The organism is Pseudoalteromonas sp. Z1A2 (genome assembly GCF_011378755.1).
GTDB lineage: Bacteria > Pseudomonadota > Gammaproteobacteria > Enterobacterales > Alteromonadaceae > Pseudoalteromonas > Pseudoalteromonas distincta.
Genome location: NZ_WTKX01000012.1, coordinates 55,771 through 80,986 on the forward strand (window position 1 = coordinate 55,771; position 25,216 = coordinate 80,986).

Sequence of the window (25,216 nt, forward strand, 5' to 3'; positions counted from 1 at the left end):
TGGTAGTCTTATTGGTCCTCTCGCAACACTAGCAGGCGAACCTGGTCAGGCCCGGAAGGGAGCAGCCACAGTTTGTGACGTGTGTGCCGAGATGTGGCTGGTAAGACTGCCACCCAAATTCCTCATTTGGGTGTTGTTTGAAGTATAAGTTGACATATTTGTACTAAAAGATGGCATAAACCAGAAGCATAAGATGACATAGTTTAGTATTAACCAAATTGTTAAATGGCTCACTCACATTTGCACTTCGGCTTTTTGCCTTTTCCAATAACTTGATAAAGGCTACCACTGACTGTTTTGATTAGCTGGTTCTGAGGTGATATTTCCACTATTCTTGATGTGCTAATATAATCGTTTGTTGTGAATCGGTACGTCATGTCATCGACATAGATATCCCATAAAATTTATCCAATCATTTTCTTCACCATCAAAAATTGAAACTTAACGGTGTTTAAGTCTTAATGAGAAATATCTATTTCTACTAAATTAATCGGAATTTTTTAGCATTAAAAAACTGGCTTTGGTATCAGGAGCTTTTAATTTAAGAAAACCAGTCACTTTATGCCATTTTATGATTCAACTCTATGCCAACTTATACTTCAAGCAACATTGGGTGTATATCGCTAACTCCTTAATATTTATATTTTTTCACTAAATTAATCCATAATACCTAATAGTTTCCAGCTCCTTTTCTCGCTAGACAACTTTTAACTTGTACGCAATAATGTAGCAATTATATTAATTTAACACTGCGTGTTAACAAAGTACTCTAGGGTTGAAGTAATGCCTCAAAGAAGTAAGTGGACACTCGCTGTTTTATTAGGGTTGCTAGGGGGTTTAGTTAACCTCTCGCCGTTATATTTTTTCGACAGTTCTGAGTTTTTATTTGGGCAAGTATTTGTATTATGTAGCTTAGTGTTTATTGGGCTGCGTTATGCGTGCTTAAGCCTTGCGATCGTATCTGGCTTTTTACTTTATAGGTGGGGGCATTGCTGGCCGAGTATTGTTTATTTACTCGAGCTTTTTTGGCTTTACACTTTTTGTTTACGCCGCTCTAAACCCATACTCCCTCTTGGTACTGTTTTTTGGCTGTTAGTTGGTTTACCTATAATTTGGGGAATAGGGCAGTTTCTTATTGGTCTGCCATGGTTAACGCTAGTTGTTGCAATATCAAAGTACCTCATAAATGCGTTAATTAGCTTAGCTTTAGTTGATTTATTTAGTGTATTTGTACCCCACGCCAGCCGTGCCTATCAGGGCAGGCCTCTCGCTCGCATTCTTAGCTATGTTGTAAGCGTTATTATTATATTGGTTATACTGCTTACCAGTGTAATTTTAGTGAACGATCACCACTCTCGGTTAGAGTATGAGGTAGACGCCCAGCTTGAAGAAAAAGCCAAATATATAAGCACTCAATTAAGTGATTATTTAACGTTTCATAAAAATGCTATTGTAATGAGTAGCGACGCCATAAGCGCGGGCACAGATAGTGAGCAGCAGTTAAAAAGGCTAATGAATCTATTTCCTGGGTTTGCTACAAGCTTGTATGCAAACCCTAGCGGCTACGTCGAAATAACGTCGCCTAATAACCTTATAGCGGGGTTAACTAAGGCGCAGCGTAATGTCACTGATCGCGAGTACTTTAATCAGGCTAAGCAATATCCTCTCGGTTATAGCGGTGGTGTGTTTCAAGGACGAGGGCTTGGCAATGAAGCCATTGTTGCGCTGTCGGCACCTATTTATCGTGATGGTGAGTTTTTCGGCGTAGTAGAGGGGTCGTTAAAGCTTGGACGATTAGAGCAGTTTATTCCTAATTTATTTGAAAATACTGGCGAGTTAGTTGTACTGGATGATAAACAAAAAGTGGTTTTTAGCTCGCTTGAGCAGTTTAAAATATTAACCGACTTTAACGAAGATGGTTTTAATACGCCTAATATGGGCGATAAAAATTTATTTCGCTCCAATAATAATGAGGTTTACCATAGTTCTAGATATGTTAATCCGCAGAGCAAATGGCAAGTAATCACTTTTTATAATCGTAAACATTTGAGTATGGCTGTAGCCAAAGCATGGCTGCCAAGTATCTTGCTAGGCGCTATGCTAATTATTATGGTGGTGCTGTTTGTACGCCAACTTGCAAACTTATTAGTGCAGCCAATTAGTGGTTTAACTAATTTAATGCAAAGCTTTAATAAATCAAAAAAACATACTTTTAATACAGATTCAAGTTGGCAAGAAGTATTGCAACTACAACAGCAGTTTGAAATGCTAGCCACTGCGCTGCAGCATTCAATAGAAAACCTGCAAGCGTCAAATATAAAAAACCAAGACCTAAACAAACAACTCAGTGAGTTTAACCAGCAGCTAGAAAAACAAGTTGCTGAGCAAACTAACAAGCTTAAGCAAGCAGTAGAGCGTGCTAATTTAGCTAATGTGGCTAAATCGCAGTTTTTAGCAAATATGAGTCATGAACTACGCACCCCAATGAACGGTATTTTGGGCATGGGTGAAGTATTGCTGCGTGATAGTTCGTTAACCGACGAGCAAAGAGATCTTTTAGATACGCAACAAAAAAGTGCTCAAAACTTATTAAAAATCTTAAACGATATTTTAGATTTTTCTAAAATTGAGGCTAATGCAATGCAAATTAGCCCGCGCCCAACAAACTTAGCGCCGTTTATCGAAAATATTAAATCGTTGTTTTCACCCATTGTAAGCTCTGACGATGTGCAGTTTATAGTTCAGTGTAGTAACACCTTGCCAGATTGTATTAACGTAGATGATTTACGCTTAAGCCAAGTTATTATTAATTTATTATCTAACGCGTATAAGTTTACTGAGCGCGGGTTTGTGCGTTTATCGTTTGATTACAGTGGCCAGCAATTATTTGTGAGTGTGTCTGATAGCGGCATAGGCATAGAAAAAGATCAGCAATCGTTATTGTTTAGTGAGTTTACTCAAGCTGATGTAGGTGTTGCGCGTAAATATGGCGGTACTGGGCTAGGTTTGGCCATTAGCCAAGGGTTAATTAAAAAAATGCAGGGTGAAATATCTTTAAATAGTGAACCCGGTAAAGGCAGCATGCTCAAGTTTTACATTAATGCGCCTAAAGCTGAGTTTATAGAGCCCACAGACGCAGTAAAGTCGCAATCAGTACCTGATCTTGGTAGCAAAAAATTACTATTGGTAGAAGACAACCCCATAAACCGCCAAGTAATTGCAAAAATGTTAGAGCCAACTCATATACAACTTACAATGGCTAACGATGGAATTGAAGCGTTAAAAGTGCTTAAGGGTAACACCTTTGACTTAATTTTAATGGATTGCCAAATGCCAAATATGGATGGTTACGAATGTACACAAACAATACGTGCTAACGAAGCAAACACTAAGGCACATGTGCCCATTATTGCAATTACCGCTAATGCCTACGAAGACGATAAACAGCGCTGTTTAAGTGTGGGCATGGACGATTTTGTATCTAAACCTGTAAATACACAAGGTTTGTACGAAGTAATCGCTAGGGTGATAAACGCGCACTAGCTTAGCGTTTATCACCACAACAAATTTTAGATAAAATCGAGCGTAAGTAATAAGCGTTGCTCGTTTGCAGCCACCGCTGGTGAGCGATGTACAAGCCCTGCACCTTCGTTTTCATCCCAGTACTCGCCTTTAAGCAGGGCAACATCACCTTGCTTGAGTTGATTAATATTATTTAGGCTTTTAAATAAGCCAGACTCTTCATCGGGTTTACCTAAATTACCAGTACCTAGCTTTGAGCGGTTTACATCGCTGTGATTTAACCACTGCGTAGCAACACCTTGATAGGTAGTAACTAGCCGGCACGGAATTTTGTCTACATGAAAACGCGGGCACATGGGTTTATCTAATATTTTTAGCCTTAAACCGGCGCGTTTTAAATCAAACAGGCAGCAAAACATTTCAACCAACAGTGCAATATCTTCACACAGCGCTTTAACTTCATCGCGGTTATTATCTTCTGGCTTAAGCGTTTTTATTAATTGATCAAACGCATCATCGGGCGATACCGCAAGCTCTAGTGGCTTTAAAGCATTTGCGCTAATGAGAGTATTAACTGCATTTGTTAATGTTTGCTCAAGGTCTCTTTGCCAAATAACAATGTTAGTGTCTTGGTTATAAATTTGTGGCAATACATCGGCGTCACACTCTTTAGCTGCTTTTCGGTACAGCGGTTCCGCAGGCTTTATTTGCGCAGTTATTGGGGCTAGGGCATTCATTACTCTTCCTCCCAAATAGGAAACGGGTCGTTATAGGTTCTCCAAAAGTCTTTACCTTTAAGTACGGCATCTTCTGGTAGTAGGCAGTCATCAAGCGCTTTAATCATCGCTTGTTTATTTAATGATTGACCAATAAACACAAGCTCTTGGCGCATGTCACCAAAGGGTTCTACCCATTTATTATTTATGTCAGCAAGCAGTTCAGGCTCTGTAGGCCAGTCTTTTTGGGGGATGGCTTTAAAAAACATACCAGCAAATCCGTAATGAGCTATACCGCCTGCTTGGCTCCACTGCGCGCAAAATAAAGGGCGTGTTGCTAACCAAAAATACCCTTTTGAGCGAATAAGTTTGCCAAATTGTTCGGTGCTATGAAGAAAGTTATAAAACTTTTCTGGGTCAAATGGGCGGCGCGCAGTGTAATTAAAGCTGCTAATACCATACTCTTTAGTCTCGGGAATATGTTCACCACGCATTTCTTTAAGCCACCCCGGTGCTTGTTGGGCACGTTCAAAATTAAATAAACCCGTGTTTAGCACTTCGTTAATATTAATATGGCCGTCTGAAATAGGAATAATGTTAGCTTGAGTATTAAGCGTATTTAAAATGGCAGTGAGTTTATTTAATTCATCGTTTGTAATTAAATCAGTTTTACTAATTAAGATTACATCGGCAAATTCAACTTGGTCAACAAGTAGGTCGGCTACGCTTCGCTCGTCGTCTTCTCCTAACGATTCGCCAGTATCTTGTACATCATTTGCTTGTTCGTAGTCGTTTAAAAAGTTAACGGCATCAACCACCGTTACCATAGTATCAAGGGTGGCAATATCACCCAGTGATACGCCATTTTCATCGGCAAATGTGAAGGTTTCGGCTACAGGTAATGGCTCAGAAATACCGGTTGATTCAATAACGAGGTAATTAAAACGCCCATCTTTGGCAAGTTTGCCCACTTCAACAAGTAAGTCTTCTCGTAGGGTGCAGCAAATACAACCGTTGCTCATTTCAACGAGCTTTTCGTTACTGTGATTGAGCGATACATCGTTTTTAATAGTGGCTGCATCGATATTTATATCGCTCATATCGTTAACTATAACAGCCACTTTTTTACCTTGCCTGTTATTAAGAATATGGCTAAGTACAGTGGTTTTACCAGCCCCCAAAAAACCTGATAACACTGTGACGGGCAGTTTATTTATCATTTAATAATCTTACTAAATTACAATCAAAGGTATGTTATATTATATCAATTTCGTATTCCAGTAATGCTAATTAATTTTTTTAATGCTGAGCTGCAAATTTAGTGTGTTACTCAAAAACTCTTCATTCGAAAAATAAGGATGAATATGAAATTATTTACATTGCACACGTTAATGATAGTCGTTATCATTCGCAACGTTTTATAAACCTCTTCTCTGGATCAATATGTTTAACCAAAAATATTTGGCGCTCAGTATTGCTGCGTCTTTTTCTGCTTTTTCTAATGTGGCATTTGCCGAGCAAAATAACGATATTGAAAAAATAGAAGTAACTGGCCGTGCCCAGCAATTTTACCTAGAAACCGAAAGTAAAATTGGTACCAAAACTAATTTAGATCTTATTAAGCTTCCGCAATCGGCTCAGGTGTTAACCGAGCAACTTATTATTGACCAAGCCGCGCGCGACATTACCGATTTATACCGCTCTATTGCGGGTGTCAGTGAATACAGCTACTCAGGCGTAACTTTTCGTGGTTTTAGAGACGATGCCAATGTATTTTATGATGGTGTGCGTGGCGACCCATATTCGGGCTTTGGTGTACCGCAGTTATTTAATGTTGAACGTGTTGAAGTATTAAAAGGGCCTGCCTCTGCTTTGTATGGCGGTGGCGAACCTGGTGGGATGATTAATTACGTAACCAAAAAGCCAAGCTACACACAAAAACGCGAACTAAAGCTTACTTTGGGTAACTACAACACCCGTGGTGCATCACTTGATATGACCGGCGGTTTAAGCGATACAATGGCTTATAGATTGGGTGGTTACTATGAAGAGCAAGACAGCTTTCGTAACAATGCAGACTCAAAAAACACCGAGCTGACAGGCGGATTGTTATTTGATTTAACAGATTCAACAACCTTAACCACAAGTGTTGACTACATTAAACAAGACCTAGGCGGAAACCGCTTACGTGGCGTACCGGTAGATGACAACGGTAACTTTTTAGTTGACCCAAGTTATAACGCGAATGAGTCGTTTGATTATCAAAATATGGAAGCTTTGGTGCTTCAAGCAGAACTTAGCCATTATTTTAATGATGATTTTTCGTTAAGTACTACGTTTCGTTACATGGATAACGAGCGAGACCAAGCCTACCATGAGTCGCAAAGCTGGGTAGATGTAAACGGTGATGGCGTTGCCAATATTGACGATGAAACGATTAAGCGTGAATACCGTAAGCAATTTCGTGCCAATAAAGAGGCAAGTGTAACCACCGACTTTGTTTATAACTTTGGACAAGGACAATTAACCCATCAGTTTTTATTTGGTGGTGATTACCACACCGTTGATACCGAATATGACTACTTTCGCGCCCGATATGAGGCCGATGGCGTCGCTAATTTAAATATTTTTAATTTAAACTACGGTGAAACCGATCCAAGTACTTATAACCTTACCGACATGAACCGCGATGGCGTAGATACCGACCGATTTGGTGTATACGCGCAAGACGTAATTAGCATAGGCGAGCAGTGGACAATAATTGCAGGTTTGCGCTATGACCATTTTAAAGAGTTTAATCAAGAAACAGGTTTTAGTTACTCAGATAACGATATAACGCCGCGCGTTGCTGTTACTTATCAGCCAGTAGAAAACACATCGGTATATATTAATTACTCAGAGAGCTTTAACCCTACATCATCAGCCGACCAAGAAGATGTAGAAGGCGAAGGTAATTTAGAACCAGAAACCGGTAAGCAAACCGAGCTGGGTATGAAAAACCAATGGCTCGACGGCAAAATAATGAGCACCTTTGCAATTTACCAAATTAATAAAGAAAACGTGGTAATGAGCAACCCTGACGATACGGGAGCGGGGGATGGCATTGCTGCACTTTTAAATATAGGTGAAGTAGAAAGCCGAGGATTTGAAACAACTTTAGTCGGCGATTTATCAGCGCACTGGACCGTAACGGCTAACTACGCTTACAACGATACGCAAGTGGTAGACGGCGTAACGGGTGATACGCTTTCAAATACATTTGGAGACGGTTCGCGCTTTGCTAATGCACCACGCCACCAGGCAGGTTTATGGACTCGCTACGCTATCGATTCAATTGACTCATCAATTGCATTTGGTGCAAATTACGTAAGTGAGCAACTGAGTACCAGTGGTCAAAAAGTAAAACCATTTACTGTATTTGACATGAGCTGGACGAGTCGCTTTGACGACGTATTGCTGAGTGTAAATATTAATAACCTATTTGATAAAGAATACGCGGTTAGTGGATTTAGTGAACGAAACGGCCACTTTCCTGGCAGCCCTCGTGAAATTATTGGGCAAATAACCTACAAGTTTTAATACTTATTAGCGCGAGAGTTACTCGCGCTTTGTTTTACGTATCGCCTTGCACCTTTTTATCACTATTAAATTTAGCGGCTTCTTGAGTCGTGTTAATAGCCGTAATAGGGAAGGGGATTACAATACCTTCTTTTTTATAGCGTTTATGCAGGGCTTTTATAAAAGCAGATTTAACCCAAAAGCGATTAAAGTATTCTTTAGCTCTAAGCATTACCGTAAAGTTAATGCTTGATCTATCAAAGGTATGAAAAACCACAAAGGTATTGTAATCATCAACGCCCCATTCGTGTGAAATAAGTATTTCACGAGCTACTTCAAGTGTTACTTGTTCAACAAATTCTAAATCTGAATCGTAATGCACGCTTATATCAACAGGCACGCTTAGCTCTTTTTCAGGGTAAAAGTAATTAATAATACGCGATTTAGATAATTGGCTATTAGGTATAATAATCATATTGTTAGGTAGAATTTTAACCCATGTAGATCGCCAGCCAATATGATCAACAAAGCCTTGCTCCTTAGATTCAAGCTCAATAAAATCACCCACCCTTATAGGTTTATCTATTACTAGCTGCACGCCAGAAAAAAAGTTTTCAAGGGTAGGTTGCAAAGCAAGGGCAACAGCTAGTGATGTAATACCTAACGAGGCAATAATGGGCGTAATAGAAATACCTAACGTGCCCATTAATACCAGTAATCCCACTGACGATAATGTAACGCGTATCACGCCTTTAATTATGCTTTTTGAATTAAAAACCACGGCAGATTGTTTACCATAGTAATTAATAGTGCCAATAATAAAGCGGTCTAAAAACATAATAAGTGCAAGCAGAGCTAATACAATATTAATGCTATTAAAAGGAATCTGTTGAGAAATAGAAGTACCAATAATGAAAGTGTCGTGCTCTAAAATGGTGAGTAGCACAATAATTGTGCACAGTGTTAGCGGCTTAGATATTGACTCTATTAGTAAAGTATCGAATATAAATTTGGTTTTTGAAGTCCATTTTTTTAGCCAGTACATTACAAAAAAACGAATTAAAAACAGTAGTATAGCTATAAGTGAAAGGGAGGACGCTGCGCCTAACCAAGGTGTGTTGTTAGAAAATTCCAGCGCTTTATTTAGCATAACTTAAACCTGTTCAATATAGTTTTATATATTGCAGCAAGTTATGTACCTTTGTTTGGGTAAAAGTAGCTGCCGAGTTTAGTCGGCAGCAAATATTATACTTTTTTGGCTAACCACATACCGCCTAGCACGGCTGCAAAAAACAATAAAAACTCCATTTTAAGAGATACTAATTGAACCAAGCCCGGGCCTGGGCATATACCACTTAAACCCCAGCCTAAACCAAAAAGTACCGAGCCGATAATTAAGCGCGCATCAATTTTTTTTAAATCACTTAAATTAAACGTTCCTGAAAGAAGTGGCTTCTCTTTTTTTGCAACCCATAACCATGTAAGCATCATTATTAGCATGGCAACAGCCATCACTATAATTAAGCTTGCGTCCCATTGGTTTCCATACGTAAGAAAGTTAATCACTTTAGCAGGGTTTGTCATCCCGCTAATAATAAGTCCTAAGCCAAATATAAAGCCTATAACAACCATCATAATTGCTTTCATTATTTATCCTACAAGGTTTGCTGTAATGAAGGCGACAAGCATAAATGTGCATGTTGCAACCCAAGAGCGAGTAGAAAAGCGCGACATGCCGCACACACCATGGCCACTTGTGCACCCATTAGCTAACGTTGTACCAGCGCCAACTAAAAGCCCTGCAACAACAATAAGCCAAGGCGGTAATTGCAATTCGCCTTCTAATAAAGATGGCGCAAATACCCTTACAGCCACTCCTGCCAACAACAACCCTAAAATAAAGTATAACTGCCAACGAGAGTCTGAATTTGCTTTAGCGAATACAGACTTAACAATGCCTGATATGCCCGCAACTTTTCCGTATAAAACCAGTAATAACGTACACGCTATACCTATTAATGCCCCGCCTATTGCAGCCGATACTGGGGTGAATTCTGTTATCATTTTTAAATTTCCCAAACAATAGAAACGCCTAAACCGGTTTGTTTCATTTCGATTGATAATTGTTGATTAGGCGCTAAGTAGTTAGCACCCGTTACTTTTTTTGCTGGCGAATAAAAAGCCATAGCGTTTAATTGTACCTTGTTGGTAAAAGAATGGCTAAAGCCAGTAGTAAAATGCCACTCTTGAACGCCCGGGGCTAAAATATTAAGCAAAACGTTTGATGAAGGAATAGGTTGCTCGGTATAAGATACCCCAAAACGAATTTTTTGTTGCGATGTACGTTGCCACTGATAGCCAAGCTTATAAATAGTCATATCGTTCCAGCCAAACCCAGCGCCGGCGTTAGCCCCTAAAGGTGCTGACACCAAGTTACTGATTGGATTTGCAATACTTTTTACTTCGCTGTAATTTATTTTTTGCCAATCAAATACAACCTGATTACTTGGGGTAAGCTTGTAGGCTGCGCCAAGTTGAAACGAACTTGGTAGATCAAATCCGCCTTGCTCTGCAAACAAACCTTTATAGCTATCAAACTCTTGCATAGACACTGATGAGCGGTAACTTGCCCCCCAGCTTAATGACGAATTTATATCTTGGCTAATACCTAGTTGAATGCCTAAGCCTGTGCTTGTATCGGTGCCATTATTTGTAAGCGCTTGGGGTGATTGCGAAAAAGGAGCAAAGTTTCCAAGCCCTTGCGCTTCAAACTGTTGCACCACGTAAATAGGAGATACACCAAGGCGTGTTTGTTCATTCAACTCATAGCTTACTGTTGGGCTAATAAAGAGTTGTTTTAAATCAACGCCCGTTGTACCAGCGTAAAAAGTCCCCTCAGGAGAGGATTCTGCGCCGTACTCGGTATTCATACCGCCGTTGCCATACACTAATAAGCCAATATTTACTTTTTCATTTAATTGATGGCCAATAGCAAACTCTGGAATTACAAATACGGTGTTGTCGCTTTTTTGTGTTTTTGCTTCAAGATAAAATGCGCCAGGGTAAAAAGTATCTACTTTTGATGCAGTATATTTTCGTTCAGGTGAAAAAAGCTCTAAGCCCAGTGATAGCTCTGTTCCATTAGGTAAAAAGGTTGCTGGATTATTAGCGCCAGACATTAACTCTTCTGACAGCGCTACACCTGCGCCAGCCATGCCTTTGTGGGTCATGCCATAGCCGTGAGTAAAATAACCATTAGTAGCAAATGCACTGAACGAACCTAACGCACACGTTAAAGCTAAGCCTGAAATTAACTGTTTTTTCATTTTAGTAAATACATAAAGTTGGAATGGGCGGACAATAGCTAATTTTTGATATTCTAAAAAGGAATTTAAATAGATTAGTAATAATAAAAGGTAATACGGCAATGGTTATAAAGTTAAAATAAATGAGCGTAGATTGCTATTCAACCTTAACTTAAGTTAAAAGTTTCGCTAACGTATTGAGCTGTAGTGATATTTAAGTATGCAATCGGTAGCTATAAACTTTGGTAGTAAAAGCTTGCTGGTAAAAGGAGCGTTTACGTATTAACAGCAGTTTAAAATATATTTATTAATTAACGTTGAGCTCATCCAAACAATCACTCTTAAATAACGCCATTGTATGTAAAAGCAAAGCGGTGATTAATATCACCGCTTTTAAAAATTACATAGATTCGAGCGTTTTACCGCGTGTTTCTTTTATGTATTTAACAACAAAAAATATGCTTATAAGTGCCGATAACGCATAAAAGCCATAAGCACCGGCAAGGCCAATGTTAGCCAGCATAACAGGGAAGGTCATGGTAATGGCAAAGTTAGCAATCCATTGTGCGCTAGCTGCAACAGCAAGGGCTGCACCACGAATACGGTTATTAAACATTTCGCCTAATAATACCCATACAACAGGGCCCCAACTTAAGCCAAAAAATACCACAAATAAGTTAGCCATAATCAGTGCAAACGTACCCATGTTATCGCTAAGGGCAAGTTTGCCTGCTTCATCAAGGCCTGCACTACCAAATATATAAGTAAGCGCGCTTAAGCTGATAAACATACCAATACTGCCTACTAAGAGCAGCGGTTTACGGCCAATTTTGTCAACAAGGGCAATAGCAATAAAGGTCGATACAATATTAGTCGTACCCGCTAATACATTTATAAATAGCGATTGCGACTCGTCAAACCCAGCGGCTTGCCACAGCTCTGAGCCGTAATAAAACACCACGTTAATACCCACAAATTGCTGAAATACACTCAGCGCAACACCCACCCAAACAATTGGGTGTACTTTTTTACTGTTATCAATAAATAAATCGCGAATACTTGGCTTTGTGTCGCTATGCAATGAGCGTTTTACATCGCTTATTTGTTTATCTGCATTGTCGTCTGAAATTTTGCTAAATACCGCTTTTGCATCATCCACTTTACCTTGCGCCACTAAATAACGAGGCGACTCAGGAATAAACAACACACCCACTAAAAACAGTATTGCAGGCACAAGCTCAGCCCAAAACATCCAGCGCCAAGCGGCTGTATCAAGCATTAAAATATTTTGCGCGCTGCCTGCTGCATCAGCAATTAAGTAGTTACTTAAAAACGCAGCAAATAAACCCAATACAATAGCGAGTTGTTGTAATGTAGCTAAACGACCACGTAGTGCTGGTGGCGCAACTTCAGCAATGTAAGCTGGCGCCAATACCGATGCAGCACCAATACCTAAACCGCCAAATAAGCGGTAAAAAATAAATTCAGCTGAGCTTTCGCTAATGCCCGAACCAAATGCACTAATGGCAAAAATAATCGCGGTGATGATCATAATTGCACGGCGACCAAACTTATCAGCCAGCGGCCCCGCAGCAAGCGCACCTAGGGCGCAGCCAAGTAACACAGACGCTACGTTAAAGCCCGTAGCCACACTGCTTGAATTAAATGCCTTACCGAGTGCCGACACCGTGCCGTTAATAACACCTGAGTCAAAACCAAATAAAAAGCCACCAATAGCAGCCACGGCAGAGATAAAAATTACGTAAAAAAGTGAGCACGTGTTTGATGTGTGCGCCGAGCTATTATTCCTCGGCGATAAAGATGATGTCATGATTGTGTGTCCTGATTTTTATTATTGTGTACTGTACTATATTGAAGCGCTTGGATCTGCGTAATTTAAACGAATTTTATCTGGGCTAATTCTTTCATAACTAATATTAAAATTATTATTTAATACTTCTAATAAGCCCTTAACATCGCCTGTTTTAAACATACCAGCGACTTGTACCCTTGTTAAACGCTCATCATCAGAAAGCTCAAAGTCTATATTCGTATATCGACTAATCTCGGCCATGGCATCGGCAAGAGATTCGCCTCTAAAAATAAGGCTTCCTTTACGCCAAGAAAGACTAGCCGCTACGTCTATAGGGTCTACTTTTTCAACGTGCTTAGCTATTTTACCTTTGAAACTTAAATCGAGCTTTTCACCTTTAGAAACTGCTGTAGAGTTATTTGATAAAAATTTACCAAGCTTATTTGTTCCATTTTTTTGGAGGCTTGATGGTTGCGAACTACTTTGTTCGGCAACAAGCACTTTTCCATCAGTGACTATTAATTCTATTTGTTTTTCACCCACTTCAACATTAAACGCAGTGCCTACTGCCTGAATAACTTTATCACCAGCAATAACACTTAAAGGCCGTGCCTTATCATGCGCCACATTTATATGTATCTCCCCCCGCAGTAAGTTAATTACTCGAGAGTCTCGGGTATATCTTATTTGTACAAAACTATTAGTGTTTAATGTAATTTCACTTTTATCTGGCAAAATTATGTCTTTGCTTTCACCTACACCCGTTTGAAAGTTAAGTTGCTTAGCGACAACAGCTGACCGATTAACGGGATAAAAAAATGAAAAATTAAATGCTTCTTGAAAAAAGCTAAGTGCAACAGCCAATAAAACAGAAGCGGCCGTTGCACCTAACCACACAGGGAGGCGTTTTTGTCTAGATTGTGATTGCGGGAATAGATCAGATAAGCGGCTGAGTTCACCCATCTTGTCCCATAGGTGTGCAACTTCAAGTAATACTTCGACGTTTTTATATGACTGAGCTAACCAGAGCTGCAATGCGTCTTTTTCGGGTTTAGTTAAACCTCTATCGAGCTTAGCAAGCCATTCACTTGCACAATCAAGGCGTGCGTCTTCGACTGCCTTATTATTTCGTTCGTCTATATGGTGGACATTACTCATGACTACCCCCTGCACTTTTTTGTGAAGAAGAGTTAGGTTTGCCATACACACTTTTTTCAGATTGTCGCATAAACTGCGTACAACGTTTTACGCCGGTTGCTATATGTTTTTCCACGGTACTTTCACTAAGGTTTAATTGAGCAGCAATTTCTCGCTGCGAATAACCATACACTTTTTTTAATACAAACACTTTACGGCATTGAACAGGCAAAAGCCTGACAGCTTCACAAAAATTTGAAAATTCGCAATCGGTAAGCGCATTTTCGTACATTTCGTCTTTCTGATGTTCCGTTAAGAGTTGCTCTAATGCTTCCATGTTGTCGATACTATCGACTAGTCGTATATTGGCTTGCTTTTGATAATCGAGCGCTAGGTTACGCGCCGTTTTATAAATAAAAGATTTTGGTGAGCAAATGTTTTCAGTGTTTTTTATTTGACAAATTCGCACGTAAGTTTCTTGCACAATGTCTTCAATTTCATGTGGAGGCACTATGCGTGCCACTACATTTGAGAGACCTTTGCGCGAGGCCAGATAAGCCTTATAAAATAGTGTGTCTTTTGTCATTGAGTGTGTGTCTCGTGTGTGTGTGGTTTTGGCAATTGTTGTTATTGTTTTGCCATTACAGCTTAAGACGATTGGTAATAAAAAATCCGCTACTCAATTTTAAAATAAATTGTTTTTCTATTTGTAAAATTGCAGGCACTATCAATCCTTGTTGTTAAAAGCTTGTAATTTGAATACCAAGTGTACTACAGTTTTTCAAATTATTAACACGTATAGGCTAGCTCTATAATTATACGTGTTCATATAACCAATTAATTAATATAAAAATATATTTAACTTTTTTAGTTGAAACCCCACAACATTTTTTTGCACACCAAAAAATAATAAAGGTTTAGTAATAATAAGTATGGCTAGTCAAAAAAATAAATTATTTGAAAAAAATAAAAAATATTTATGGAGGAAAATAAAAAGTCACTCGTCTTCATCCTGTGTATGGCCAAAAACTATACGCATGGAATGTATACATTTGCCACTTTGTTTACCGCTATATGTGCTTGTTTTTAGCTTAGTCACCACAGAGGTGAAAGCGGGCTCGGTGGACGAAAAAGCAATGTTTAACATTCCTCGACAAAGGGCCGATTTATCGCTAATAAACTTTGCCGAGCAAGCCGATATTACTTTGCTTTTTCCGTTGGATAAAATTCAACAGTTACAAACAAATACTATTACTGGCGAGTATTCAATAATAAATGCATTACAGACTTTACTCGACAGTACCGGCTTGCAAATGCAAGTTAGCGAAGATGGGCAAATTTCTATTTTAATAGACCCTAGCTTCGAGAGAACTGACAACATGGCTAACTATAAAAAAAATGGCGTGTCCAGTGCAGTACTTGCTGTACTAAGCACAATGACAACGCTCCCTGCATTAGCAGAAACAGCAGCACAAGAACCAGAAATAATTGAAGTACGCGGAATTAGAGGCTCGCTTGGTCGAGCCATGGATGCAAAAAGAGAAGCCGGTGGCGTGGTTGACTCCATTTCAGCAGAAGATATTGGTAAATTTCCTGACACAAATTTAGCCGAGTCTTTGCAACGTATTACTGGGGTTTCAATAGACCGTTCAGGCGGCGAAGGGCAGCTTATTACGGTGCGTGGTTTTGGCCCGCAGTTTAATACTGTACTAGTAAACGGACGCCAAATGGCATCAGAGAATCAAAGCCGTGCATTTAGCTTTGATACCATTGCATCAGAATTGGTTAAAAGCTTAGATGTATTTAAAACCTCAACAGCCACTATGCAATCTGGTGGTATTGGCTCAACAGTAAACGTTAATACGGCACGTCCATTTGCGATTAGTGGCTTTAAAATAGCGGGTAGTGTTAAAGGTATTTACGATGAAAATAGTGAAGAAACCACACCTGAGATTTCTGGCTTAATTAGTAATACATTTAATGATGACACACTGGGTTTGTTGTTTGCCGTTTCTCGTCAAGAACGCGAAACACGCTTAAATCAGGCACAGGTAGACGGCTGGTTAGAAAACGTGGGCGTCCCAAATCCTCAAACTCAAAGCGGGCAAGCATACACCGGTAATATTTTCTCGCCACGTAATTACGATCATAAAGTTACTACAGAGACACGTACACGCACTAATGCAAATTTAGTTATACAGTATGCACCTTCAGATGATTTAGTTATCACTGCTGATGCGCTCTATTCAGATTTTGATGTAGAAGCAGACACAACGTCTTACGGGCACTGGTTTACAGCGCCAAACTTAGAAGGCTTTGGTGATGCTGCAGGCCCAACCGTTGATGAAAATGGCACTGTGGTTGATTTATATCAAGAGGTAGGTCTTGCCACCGATATGCACGCTAAAAAGTTTGATCGTTTAACCAACTCTAGCGCATTAGGTTTAAACTTTGATTGGCATGTAAACGATAACTTAAATATGAAGTTTGATTTGAGCCACTCAAAAGCCAAGCGTGAGGCTAATAATGGCGGTGGCGATCAGCTATCGTTGATTGGCTATGCTAACCGAGTTCGATTTGAAGTGGATGGCGGTATCTTACCTTACGCGAGTGAGTTTGCCTCTGCTAACCCTAACATTTATAGCGGCCAGCAAGAGCTGGACGGTGTTGCTTATAACCCTGCAGTTGCACCTGATGGCGTATCAAATCATTTAGATACAGCCAACAGCCGTGCACACGTAATGCTTCGCCGTGGTTGGGCTGTAGAAGATACTGTGGATCAGTTTCGTTGGGATAGCATTTGGCATAACGATGGCAGCTCAGGCCTAGTTTCGGTTAAATTTGGTACTATGTATTCAACTGAAACTAAAAACCTTGATCGTTGGGACAACGAAGGCGTAGGTATTCACTGTACCTTTTGTGGTTACCCAGATGACCCAAGTATGGATGGCTTAGCGCAATTTGTATTTGACGCAGGAGATGACTTTTTAGGTGATGTGAGCGGCAGCGGTCGTATGCCAACGTCATGGCTTGCACATGATGGAGAGGCAAACTTTGCGTACCTTGAGCAAATAGCTGCGGCGAATGGTCAGCCTATTAGTTTTGATGCAGTTAAACGTAATAAGTCGTTTGAGATAACTGAAGATACTTTCTCGTTTTATACAGAATTTGATTTTGAAGCTGAACTTGCAGGCATGCCTTTATACGCAACAGCGGGCTTTAGATATGAAAGCACCGATGTAAAAGTAAAGGGCACAGATGAGCCGGTTAGCGCGTTAACTATCTTAGATAAAACAGAAATGCTTGCTAATTTCGGCGCCGTAGAAAATATTTCAGCAAGTTCAGATTACGAAGCGATTTTACCTAACTTTAGCGTAAAGCTTGAAATAAGCGATGAGCTAATAGCACGTGCTGCTGTATCACAAACAATTACGCGACCAACACTCGATAGTATGTCGCCTGTAACAGTAATTGAAACAACGCGCCAAGGGGGCAATTTAACATCAAGCTCTGGTAACCCTGCGCTTGAGCCATTTACCTCTGATAACTTAGATTTATCATTAGAGTGGTATTACGCTGATGCCAGTTATTTATCCGCTGGTTACTTTAGAAAGAATGTTGCTAACTTCATTATCAATACCACTGAAGATTTAACCTTTGAATTGTCTGACGGCGGATTGTTGACTGACCCCTCAACAGGTAACGATGTAGATAACCCTGACGCTGCTGACTCGACGGCTGTATTTACAAACACATTACCAAATAATAGCGAATCGGCGATTGTTGATGGCTGGGAAATAGCCTTACAGCATAGTTTTGATAGTGGCTTTGGTTTTATGGTTAATGCAACATTTGTTGATAGTGATGCAGAACTAGACCCTGCAGATATAACTCAAGTATTTGCATTAACAGGCTTAAGCGACTCTTATAATGTGGTTGGCTTTTATGAGAATGGCCCATTTCAGGCGCGTTTAGCCTATAACTGGCGCGATAGCTTTGTACAGTCACTAACACAGTTAAATGGTGATGGTGTGACGATAGTTGAAGACTATGCACAATTCGATGCCAGTGGCAGCTATGATATTACCGAAAATGTATCGGTGTTCTTTGAGGGTATAAACTTAACCGAAGAATACGTACACAAACGTGGTCGCTTCTCTAATCAATTACTAATGGTTGAAGATAGCGGGCGACGTTTTGCGTTAGGTGTTCGTGGAAGTTTCTAACTTAAATAATAAAAGTGGCTTTTACATTTAGTAATAGCCACTTTTTAAATATGCCTTTATAGGTAACAAGCATGAACCAGCAAAATAAAGAAATAAAAACAGTGGTTGTCGTTGGTGGTGGTATAGCAGGCTGGCTAACAGCTGGTCGATTAGCGGCGGACCATAAAAGTAATACCCCCGATGGTCTTAATGTTGTGCTAGTTGAATCTCCAAATGTACCAATTATAGGTGTTGGTGAAGGCACTTGGCCTACCATGCGTAGTACATTAATAGCACTTGGTATTAGCGAAACCGATTTTATACGCGAGTGTGAAGCAAGCTTTAAGCAAGGAGCAAAATTCGCCAAATGGGTGGATGGCAGCGATGATGATTTTTACTATCACCCATTAGTTCTGCCGCAGGGCTTTTCAAAAACCGATATGGCAGGGCATTGGTTAAATAACACAGCAGAGTCAACGTCTTTTTCAAACGCAGTGTGTTACCAAGAAGCTATTTGTGAGCAAGGGCTTGCCCCTAAAACAATTCGTACACCAGAATATGCTGCTATAGCCAATTATGCCTACCATTTAGACTCTGCAAAATTTGCCGTTTTTTTACAAAAACATTGTACGCAGCAGCTAGGCGTTAAACATATTTTAGCTGATGTAACGCAGGTCAATAGTGCTAAAAATGGCGATATTGCAAGCGTTACTACAAAGCAACAAGGTGAAATTAGCGGTGATTTATTTATCGATTGCACTGGTTTTTCATCATTGTTATTAGGCGAGCATTATAAGGTTCCTTTTCAGCCCTGCGATGATGTGCTGTTTATTGATACCGCCTTAGCAGTGCAAGTCCCTTATGAAGATGAAAATGACAGTATTGCATCTCACACAATTTCAACAGCGCAAGAAGCGGGCTGGATATGGGATATAGGATTACAGCATCGCCGTGGGGTGGGCTATGTGTACTCCAGTAAGTACAGTACCGAGTCGCAAGCAAGGGAAAAGCTTAGAGAGTATGTAGGCGATAAAATAGAGTCGTTAACAATTAGAAAAATCCCTATTAAAAGTGGCCACCGCTCACATTTTTGGCAAAACAACTGTGTTGCGGTTGGGCTTTCGGCTGGTTTTTTAGAGCCACTAGAAGCTTCTGCATTGGTATTAGTAGAAATGTCAGCACAAATGATCAGCGAACAACTTCCCCATACCCGGGATATTATGGATATTACCGCCAAACGCTTTAATGAGACGTTTACCTATAGGTGGGGAAAAATAATCGACTTTTTAAAGTTACATTATATTTTATCTACCCGTGACGATAACGCATTTTGGAGCGATAACAGAGACCCTAAAACGATTCCTCAAAGCTTACAAGATCTAATGAAACTATGGCAATACCGCGCCCCTGCTGATCACGACTTTACAAGTAACAATGAGGTGTTTCCAGCTGCGAGTTATCAATATGTTTTATATGGTATGGGCTTTAGAAGTGACTACAGCACAACTGCCTATATGCTTGAAGACACTGTTTTTGCTAAAAGTCAGTTTGATAAAAATAAGAGCATGATAAACCAAGCTGTAACTAACTTACCTAGTAACCGAGAATTATTAAATAAAGTTAAGAATCATGGTTTTAGCACTATTTAGCTTAAAAATTTACACATAAAAACAATAAAGAGACACACATGGAAAATTTAGTCGCATTAGAACAAAGTGCTCATCAGCACATAAAAATAGACACACAAAAGGCACAATCACACGCAGAAAACATTAATATGGTTCCTGTTGTTATGGCAGAACTTAATCAAATTGCTGTTCAGCAGCCTATAGTTTTTGCAAAAAACTCAGAAACAGGGGAGTTTACACTCAATGCTTTATTAGGCTTTGAGCAACATGAGAACTTGTTTTATCAGAACTCGCAGTGGCAGGGTGTGTATTTACCGCTTCAATTACAGCGTCAGCCATTTTTTGTTGGTGATACTCATGCGCAGCAAACTCAATACCCTGTGTGTATTAATTTAAATAGCCCAGCAGTCGTTAATAATCGATCGCAAAGCCAGAATAATTTAGAACCAATTTATACCCAAAGCGCAGAAGAAAGTAGCTATTTCAAACAAATAAAGCAGTGTTTAGGGCATTTACTACAGGGCGAAATAGACAATAAAAAGTTAATTGATACCTTGTTACAGCATGATCTACTGCAGCCATTATCGCTTGAGGTAACGTTTCAGAACAGTCAAAAAACAAAGTTAAACGGCCTATACACTATTAACCAAGAAAGACTCGCACAACTTAATAGTGATCAAATTACACTTTTACATCAAAGCGCTTTATTACCCGCTATTTATACTGTTATAACCTCACTTGGCCAAATATACCCATTGATAGAGCGTAAAAATGCAGTGCTTAATTTAACCGATGATTGATTTTAAACTAAACGAAAATATGGCGTTACACATACATACTGTAGGGGAAGAGAAAACCCCTATTATTGTTATTGATGATTTCGTAAATAATGTAGATGCGCTTATTAATTTTGCTGTGTTTTCTCAAAATGCGAGGGAAACATTTTGCGCACAAGAAAGTGATTTTTACCCAGGAGTAAGAAAAGCAGCACCGCTTAGTTATATCGAGCGGTTAAAAGCGCTTGCGCCAATTATTAATTCACACTTTGATATGGCGGATAAAAGCGAGTTCGATGTAATTCTTTCTGCTTTTTCAATTGCATGCACTGAGCCTGATAAGCTCAGGCCAATACAAATGCTCCCTCATTTTGATACACCTAATATAAATCAACTTGCTATAGTGCACTTTTTATGTGATGAAACTCATGGTGGCACTTCATTTTATAAGCATAGAGCCCTAGGGTACGAACGTATAACAAAAGAGCGGCTTATGCTTTATAGGCAAGCTATTAAGCAACAAGCCATGGCGCAAAAGCTTCATAAAAATCCACAATATATAAATGGAAGTACAACTTTGTTTGAGCAAGTTTACAGTGTAGAGGCAAAGCTAAATCGCGCAGTTATATACCCAAGTAACTTATTGCATTCCGGTAATATAAACGCGTCTAATGGTTATGCCTGTGACCCAGTTAATGGGCGTTTAACTATCAGTAGCTTTGCTGTTTTACGCTAGCTTTTTTATTACCGACTAAAACTCTCAAAGTACTCTTTTTGCAATTCTATAGTAAGCGCTTTAGGGCGAATGTATTGTACTAGGCTGTATACTTCTTCTTTTGTGTAACCTGCCGAATTTAAAATAAGCGCAGCGACCAAACCTGTGCGGCCTGTACCGCCTTTACAATGTATGGCAATGGTTTGTTTGTGTTGTATGGCCTGTAATATGTCGGTTTTGTGGGTGTTCCAGCTTGATGTAAAAGGCTGTTTGGGTGCTTCGTCGTCATTTATAGGTAAATGAAACCAGGTTATATCGTGCTTATTGCACTCACTATTAATTGTTTGTACGTTGTTTTTTTCAAGTTCTTTTTGCGGCATAAGTGAAAGCAGCATGTGAGTGCCAGCAGTTTTTAATGTGGCGATTGAATCCGCTAAGTTTTGTGTTTTTGTGCCAGGGCAGGGCGTAAAAATAATATTTGCGCCGTTATTAAGTGATAAAACATCGTATGGGTGCGCGCTCATGGTAAGTCCTTTATTTTTAATGAATTTGCTTTAATAAGCTCACTATAGCGTGTTTTAGTTACAAGTTTAAGATTGAATAATAAGCATAAATGCTGGATACTGTTTTTATATACAGTTATGGCGATATTATGAAAAAAGAATTACCAGCAAAATACTATTTAGCGCATTTTAGAGAGCTTATTGAGTTTGTAACTAGTAAATGTATGCATTTACTTGAGCCCAAACACAGCGAATTTATTAGTAAAATTAACCAGCTAGATGAGCAAAGCCAATGCATGTTGGCGCGTGTGTACTCGCGAAAGCCTTATTTAGTGCAGGCGCAATCGCTTAATTATGAAGAAATAACCTCGCCGCATCAGGCTATTTATACGCTAAAAAAAGCCGGTATTTTATTTGAGCCAAACGAGCAGCATTATTCGCAGCTTTTAGCGCACTTAACTAAGCCTTCTTTGGTTGAGTTGCTAAGTAATTACAGTGAGCAAATAAGTTTTAAAAAGAGTGCCGCTAAAGGCGCGCTGGTGGATATTGCGCGTGAGTTTTTTAAAGCACGCCCACAAGAGCTTGCGCCACTTTATAGCCAGTATGTAATTAATAACCGCAGTGATTACTACGAGTATTTTGAGTTTTTATTTGCAGGTAAACTAAGCAGTGGAGATGTGAATCATCAAAACCGTTTTGTAATGCGAGACTTAGGCTTAACCGCTACGCGCGAAGGACACAGCGAGAGCTTGTCGCGTTTTGAAACACTTGACGAAGCGCAATCAAACTATTTATTAAACCGTTACCGGTTAGCATTTAAAAATATTACAGATGAGAGCGACTATGTTGCTTTAGCGTCACAGGTTTTAGTGCAAGCTGCACATGGTGCAATTGCCGTTGTATTAAAAAACAAACTATTAGTTAGGCTTTATAGGCAGCTAAAAACAGTTGATAGCGAACTTGCTTTTAGTTTACTTGAAGGGTGCGTGGATGATAGCGAAGCACAAGAAATTCAAATAAGAGAGCAATACAGGCTTGGCAATAAAGAGTGGGTAAAAGCACGGTTAGAAGCCATTATCGAAAACCCACTTACTGATGATTTACTTTATTTTGCTGACGATTTTTTAATGCGTAAGTTTAATAAAAAAACACGTTCGCGTTTAAGTGCCATGCTTGCCGACACTCAGTGCGTGCTAGAAATAGATGAATTGTACCGAGGTGAAGTAGAGCAGGGCGTAAACGATTATTATACTCGCGAAGGTATGGCTGTATTTAATACCGAAAACACGCTTTGGCAAAGTTTGTTTGGTTTAGTATTTTGGCACGAGTTATTTGTGGAGTCGCCTTATCCGCCATGCAATGAGTTTGATATTTATCCGCAAGTATTAAGGCTTGGTAATTTTTATGAAGCGCAGCAAACACAGATAAACGAGCGCTTAGCTCAGTGCCAAACGTCGCAAGCATTACTTAATTTAGTATGCAAAAATGCAGCGCAATACTTTGATCAGCCCAATGGCTTATTTAGATGGCGCAGCAATTTATTAGAGCCACTAGAGGCGCTTATTTTAAACAGCCCACTTGAGGCACTAATTGCGCACTTAGCAGCCATGAGTAAACATTATTTACAGCTAAAAGACGGTTACCCCGATTTAATGGTCATTAATAATGGCCAAGTACACTTTGAAGAGGTAAAAGCCCCAGGCGATAAGCTTAGGCGCAACCAATTAACCACCATAGATAATTTAAAAAATGTGGGCTTTACGGTACATATTGCCGCAGTTAAGTGGTTTGTAGACCCAAACCGTGTTTACAGCGTAGTTGATATAGAAACCACGGGCGGCTTAAAAGGCGGCAACCGAATTACCGAAATTGGCATTGTTAAAGTGCAGCACGGTAAAGTCATTGATACTTGGACAAGCTTAGTTAACCCCGAGCGCCATATACCTGGTTTTATTACGTCATTAACCGGTATTAGCGACAGTATGGTTTACAACGCGCCTGTATTTGCCAATATAGTTAAGCCGCTATTAGATATACTCGCAGGCAGTATTTTTGTAGCCCATAACGTTAATTTTGACTACGGCTTTATTAAAAAAGAGTGCGAGATGGCAGGGCACTTTTTTAAAATGCCAAAAATGTGCACCGTGGTTGAATCGCGCAAAGCGTTTAAAGGCTTAAAGTCGTATTCGCTTGGTAACCTTAGCGCGCATTTTAACTTAAATTTAACCAGCCATCACCGCGCATTGGCCGATGCAACCGCCACTGCCGAGCTGTTATTACTGATACAAAATAGTGAAACGCAAACGCAGTAGCGTATTGTTTTTTAACTATATGAAATTTAAATAAAAAGTAGTTTTATTGTAATTTTTTAATTTATTTTGGAATAAAGTGTTTTTGTAAATCGTCTTCTTTATGTCAATCCGACAAACTAGAGGACAAAACAATGATTAAATTAAATAAAATTGTAAGCGTAATGATGTTAAGCGGTGTGTGTACTTTTACAGGTGCAGTGCAGGCCGCTGATATTGAAATATCCCAGTCAACGTCGGCGCAGCAACAAACATCTACATCTATTGCGCTTTCACAAAACGGTTTAACAGCCAGTGGTAGCAATGACACAAACGCATCTAGCAATACACAAGTAACGGCTGATGACTCGCAAGCTACAGATTCAACGGCAAATAATACACAAACTTCAGCGCAAGAAAGCAGCGAGGCCGCAGAGCCTGCAAATTCATTAGTTGCATCTGCCAGCTCATCTTTAAATAACTCATTGAATGCATCGGCATCGTCTTTTAATGCCACAGGCAATACCACAGTCAATACAGCACTTGATGCAACCGCGCAGTTAACCTCATCGGCGGGTAATTTAACGACTGCAGTGAGCCAATCGTCATTACTTTCTGTTAGCTCTGATCAAGGCGCTCAGCCTGATACTACTGATACACCAACAGATGCCTCTTTACTTTCAAATGTGGGCAGCGCTACCGATTCAGTAATACAAGCTGATGCAGCGAGAGCGCTTAATGCGGGTGAGCTTACAAACCAATTAGCAATTACTAATACGGCTGCAAACTCAGTAAGTTCTGCACTGCAGGTAGGTGATGCAATTAATACCAGTAATGAAGTTGTAAGTAGTGTTCAGCAATCTTTAATTGCCAGTGTGCAAGATAGTACGGTTAGCAGTTTACAAAGCACGGTACAACAAAGTGTTAGCGGGCAGGTGAGTGCAGCGGTTACTGATCAAATTAGTAACGATGTAGCACTTAGCACCGCAAGTGAAGTAGTAACCAACATTACTAACGACTTAGATCTAGGCCTTTAATACGCCGCGTGTT

General features: G+C 39.7%; 18 protein-coding genes and 1 other RNA gene. 9 read left to right on the forward strand and 10 right to left on the reverse strand.

Going from position 1 to position 25,216, the window contains the following annotated elements:
• Positions 1–9 precede the first annotated feature (9 nt).
• Positions 10–106, forward strand: an RNA gene (gene ffs / locus GQR47_RS10245) — signal recognition particle sRNA small type.
• Between the two features lie 677 nt (positions 107–783).
• Positions 784–3,543, forward strand: a complete 2,760-nt coding sequence (locus GQR47_RS10250) for a response regulator (protein WP_165723759.1) — start codon at positions 784–786, stop codon at positions 3,541–3,543.
• 26 nt (positions 3,544–3,569) lie between these two features.
• Here the strand turns inward: GQR47_RS10250 and GQR47_RS10255 are convergent, their stop codons facing one another.
• Together GQR47_RS10255 and zigA are read right to left on the reverse strand one after the other, a co-directional pair.
• Entirely contained in the window at positions 3,570–4,259 is a 690-nt protein-coding gene (locus tag GQR47_RS10255) for a DUF1826 domain-containing protein (protein ID WP_024594779.1), read from the reverse strand.
• Positions 4,259–5,458 (reverse strand): zinc metallochaperone GTPase ZigA, encoded by a 1,200-nt coding sequence (gene zigA, locus GQR47_RS10260; protein ID WP_165723760.1) that lies wholly within the window; start codon positions 5,456–5,458, stop codon positions 4,259–4,261. Before zigA ends, GQR47_RS10255 begins: the two co-directional genes overlap by 1 nt.
• A 223-nt stretch (positions 5,459–5,681) precedes the next feature.
• Between zigA and GQR47_RS10265 the strand changes: the two genes are divergently transcribed.
• Positions 5,682–7,817 carry a TonB-dependent siderophore receptor gene (locus GQR47_RS10265; protein ID WP_024595619.1) on the forward strand — a complete coding sequence of 712 codons (2,136 nt, stop codon included), beginning with the start codon at positions 5,682–5,684 and terminating at the stop codon, positions 7,815–7,817.
• 34 nt (positions 7,818–7,851) lie between these two features.
• Here GQR47_RS10265 and GQR47_RS10270 read toward each other — a convergent pair whose 3' ends face one another.
• From GQR47_RS10270 to GQR47_RS10300, 7 genes are all read right to left on the reverse strand, one after another.
• Positions 7,852–8,946, reverse strand: a complete 1,095-nt coding sequence (locus GQR47_RS10270) for a mechanosensitive ion channel family protein (RefSeq protein WP_165723761.1) — start codon at positions 8,944–8,946, stop codon at positions 7,852–7,854.
• A 95-nt stretch (positions 8,947–9,041) separates the two neighbouring features.
• Entirely contained in the window at positions 9,042–9,443 is a 402-nt protein-coding gene (locus GQR47_RS10275; RefSeq protein ID WP_002958285.1) for a DUF6691 family protein, read from the reverse strand.
• Positions 9,444–9,446: 3 nt separating this feature from the next.
• A complete protein-coding gene (locus GQR47_RS10280; protein ID WP_076914943.1) occupies positions 9,447–9,860 on the reverse strand; it encodes a YeeE/YedE thiosulfate transporter family protein in 414 nt (137 codons plus the stop codon).
• A 2-nt stretch (positions 9,861–9,862) separates the two neighbouring features.
• The gene (locus tag GQR47_RS10285) at positions 9,863–11,122 is read right to left on the reverse strand and encodes an outer membrane protein transport protein (protein ID WP_024595186.1); all 1,260 of its coding nucleotides are present in this window, start codon (positions 11,120–11,122) and stop codon (positions 9,863–9,865) included.
• Between the two features lie 379 nt (positions 11,123–11,501).
• A complete protein-coding gene (locus tag GQR47_RS10290) occupies positions 11,502–12,932 on the reverse strand; it encodes a sugar porter family MFS transporter (protein ID WP_024603633.1) in 1,431 nt (476 codons plus the stop codon).
• Between the two features lie 36 nt (positions 12,933–12,968).
• On the reverse strand, positions 12,969–14,072 hold the full coding sequence (locus GQR47_RS10295; RefSeq protein WP_154903564.1) for a FecR domain-containing protein: 1,104 nt from the start codon (positions 14,070–14,072) through the stop codon (positions 12,969–12,971).
• On the reverse strand, positions 14,065–14,637 hold the full coding sequence (locus GQR47_RS10300; RefSeq protein ID WP_002958279.1) for an RNA polymerase sigma factor: 573 nt from the start codon (positions 14,635–14,637) through the stop codon (positions 14,065–14,067). Before GQR47_RS10300 ends, GQR47_RS10295 begins: the two co-directional genes overlap by 8 nt.
• A 346-nt stretch (positions 14,638–14,983) precedes the next feature.
• On the opposite strand from GQR47_RS10300, the gene GQR47_RS10305 reads away from it, so the two are divergent.
• The 4 genes from GQR47_RS10305 (at position 14,984) to GQR47_RS10320 (ending at position 21,396) form a co-directional block, all read left to right on the forward strand.
• Positions 14,984–18,277 (forward strand): TonB-dependent receptor, encoded by a 3,294-nt coding sequence (locus tag GQR47_RS10305; protein ID WP_080945051.1) that lies wholly within the window; start codon positions 14,984–14,986, stop codon positions 18,275–18,277.
• Between the two features lie 71 nt (positions 18,278–18,348).
• On the forward strand, positions 18,349–19,905 hold the full coding sequence (locus GQR47_RS10310) for a tryptophan halogenase family protein (protein WP_002958277.1): 1,557 nt from the start codon (positions 18,349–18,351) through the stop codon (positions 19,903–19,905).
• A gap of 38 nt (positions 19,906–19,943) precedes the next feature.
• On the forward strand, positions 19,944–20,684 hold the full coding sequence (locus GQR47_RS10315; RefSeq protein WP_024603300.1) for a SapC family protein: 741 nt from the start codon (positions 19,944–19,946) through the stop codon (positions 20,682–20,684).
• Positions 20,677–21,396, forward strand: coding sequence for a DUF6445 family protein (locus GQR47_RS10320; RefSeq protein WP_024595481.1), 720 nt, complete (start codon positions 20,677–20,679; stop codon positions 21,394–21,396). The genes GQR47_RS10315 and GQR47_RS10320 overlap by 8 nt, the downstream gene beginning before the upstream one ends.
• Positions 21,397–21,404: 8 nt before the next feature.
• On the opposite strand, the gene GQR47_RS10325 is transcribed toward GQR47_RS10320, so the two are convergent.
• Entirely contained in the window at positions 21,405–21,899 is a 495-nt protein-coding gene (locus GQR47_RS10325; protein WP_024595482.1) for a dual specificity protein phosphatase family protein, read from the reverse strand.
• Between the two features lie 89 nt (positions 21,900–21,988).
• On the opposite strand from GQR47_RS10325, the gene GQR47_RS10330 reads away from it, so the two are divergent.
• A complete protein-coding gene (locus GQR47_RS10330) occupies positions 21,989–24,190 on the forward strand; it encodes an exonuclease domain-containing protein (protein ID WP_154903563.1) in 2,202 nt (733 codons plus the stop codon).
• Between the two features lie 131 nt (positions 24,191–24,321).
• Positions 24,322–25,203, forward strand: a complete 882-nt coding sequence (locus GQR47_RS10335) for a hypothetical protein (protein WP_024603447.1) — start codon at positions 24,322–24,324, stop codon at positions 25,201–25,203.
• Positions 25,204–25,216 lie beyond the last annotated feature (13 nt).

Coding starts and splice junctions, on each gene's coding strand:
- GQR47_RS10250 (WP_165723759.1), top strand. CDS start 784: ATGCCTCAAAGAAGTAAGTGGACACTCGCTGTTTTATTAGGGTTGCTA.
- GQR47_RS10255 (WP_024594779.1), bottom strand. CDS start 4,259: ATGAATGCCCTAGCCCCAATAACTGCGCAAATAAAGCCTGCGGAACCG.
- zigA (WP_165723760.1), bottom strand. CDS start 5,458: ATGATAAATAAACTGCCCGTCACAGTGTTATCAGGTTTTTTGGGGGCT.
- GQR47_RS10265 (WP_024595619.1), top strand. CDS start 5,682: ATGTTTAACCAAAAATATTTGGCGCTCAGTATTGCTGCGTCTTTTTCT.
- GQR47_RS10270 (WP_165723761.1), bottom strand. CDS start 8,946: ATGCTAAATAAAGCGCTGGAATTTTCTAACAACACACCTTGGTTAGGC.
- GQR47_RS10275 (WP_002958285.1), bottom strand. CDS start 9,443: ATGAAAGCAATTATGATGGTTGTTATAGGCTTTATATTTGGCTTAGGA.
- GQR47_RS10280 (WP_076914943.1), bottom strand. CDS start 9,860: ATGATAACAGAATTCACCCCAGTATCGGCTGCAATAGGCGGGGCATTA.
- GQR47_RS10285 (WP_024595186.1), bottom strand. CDS start 11,122: ATGAAAAAACAGTTAATTTCAGGCTTAGCTTTAACGTGTGCGTTAGGT.
- GQR47_RS10290 (WP_024603633.1), bottom strand. CDS start 12,932: ATGACATCATCTTTATCGCCGAGGAATAATAGCTCGGCGCACACATCA.
- GQR47_RS10295 (WP_154903564.1), bottom strand. CDS start 14,072: ATGAGTAATGTCCACCATATAGACGAACGAAATAATAAGGCAGTCGAA.
- GQR47_RS10300 (WP_002958279.1), bottom strand. CDS start 14,637: ATGACAAAAGACACACTATTTTATAAGGCTTATCTGGCCTCGCGCAAA.
- GQR47_RS10305 (WP_080945051.1), top strand. CDS start 14,984: ATGGCTAGTCAAAAAAATAAATTATTTGAAAAAAATAAAAAATATTTA.
- GQR47_RS10310 (WP_002958277.1), top strand. CDS start 18,349: ATGAACCAGCAAAATAAAGAAATAAAAACAGTGGTTGTCGTTGGTGGT.
- GQR47_RS10315 (WP_024603300.1), top strand. CDS start 19,944: ATGGAAAATTTAGTCGCATTAGAACAAAGTGCTCATCAGCACATAAAA.
- GQR47_RS10320 (WP_024595481.1), top strand. CDS start 20,677: ATGATTGATTTTAAACTAAACGAAAATATGGCGTTACACATACATACT.
- GQR47_RS10325 (WP_024595482.1), bottom strand. CDS start 21,899: ATGAGCGCGCACCCATACGATGTTTTATCACTTAATAACGGCGCAAAT.
- GQR47_RS10330 (WP_154903563.1), top strand. CDS start 21,989: ATGCTGGATACTGTTTTTATATACAGTTATGGCGATATTATGAAAAAA.
- GQR47_RS10335 (WP_024603447.1), top strand. CDS start 24,322: ATGATTAAATTAAATAAAATTGTAAGCGTAATGATGTTAAGCGGTGTG.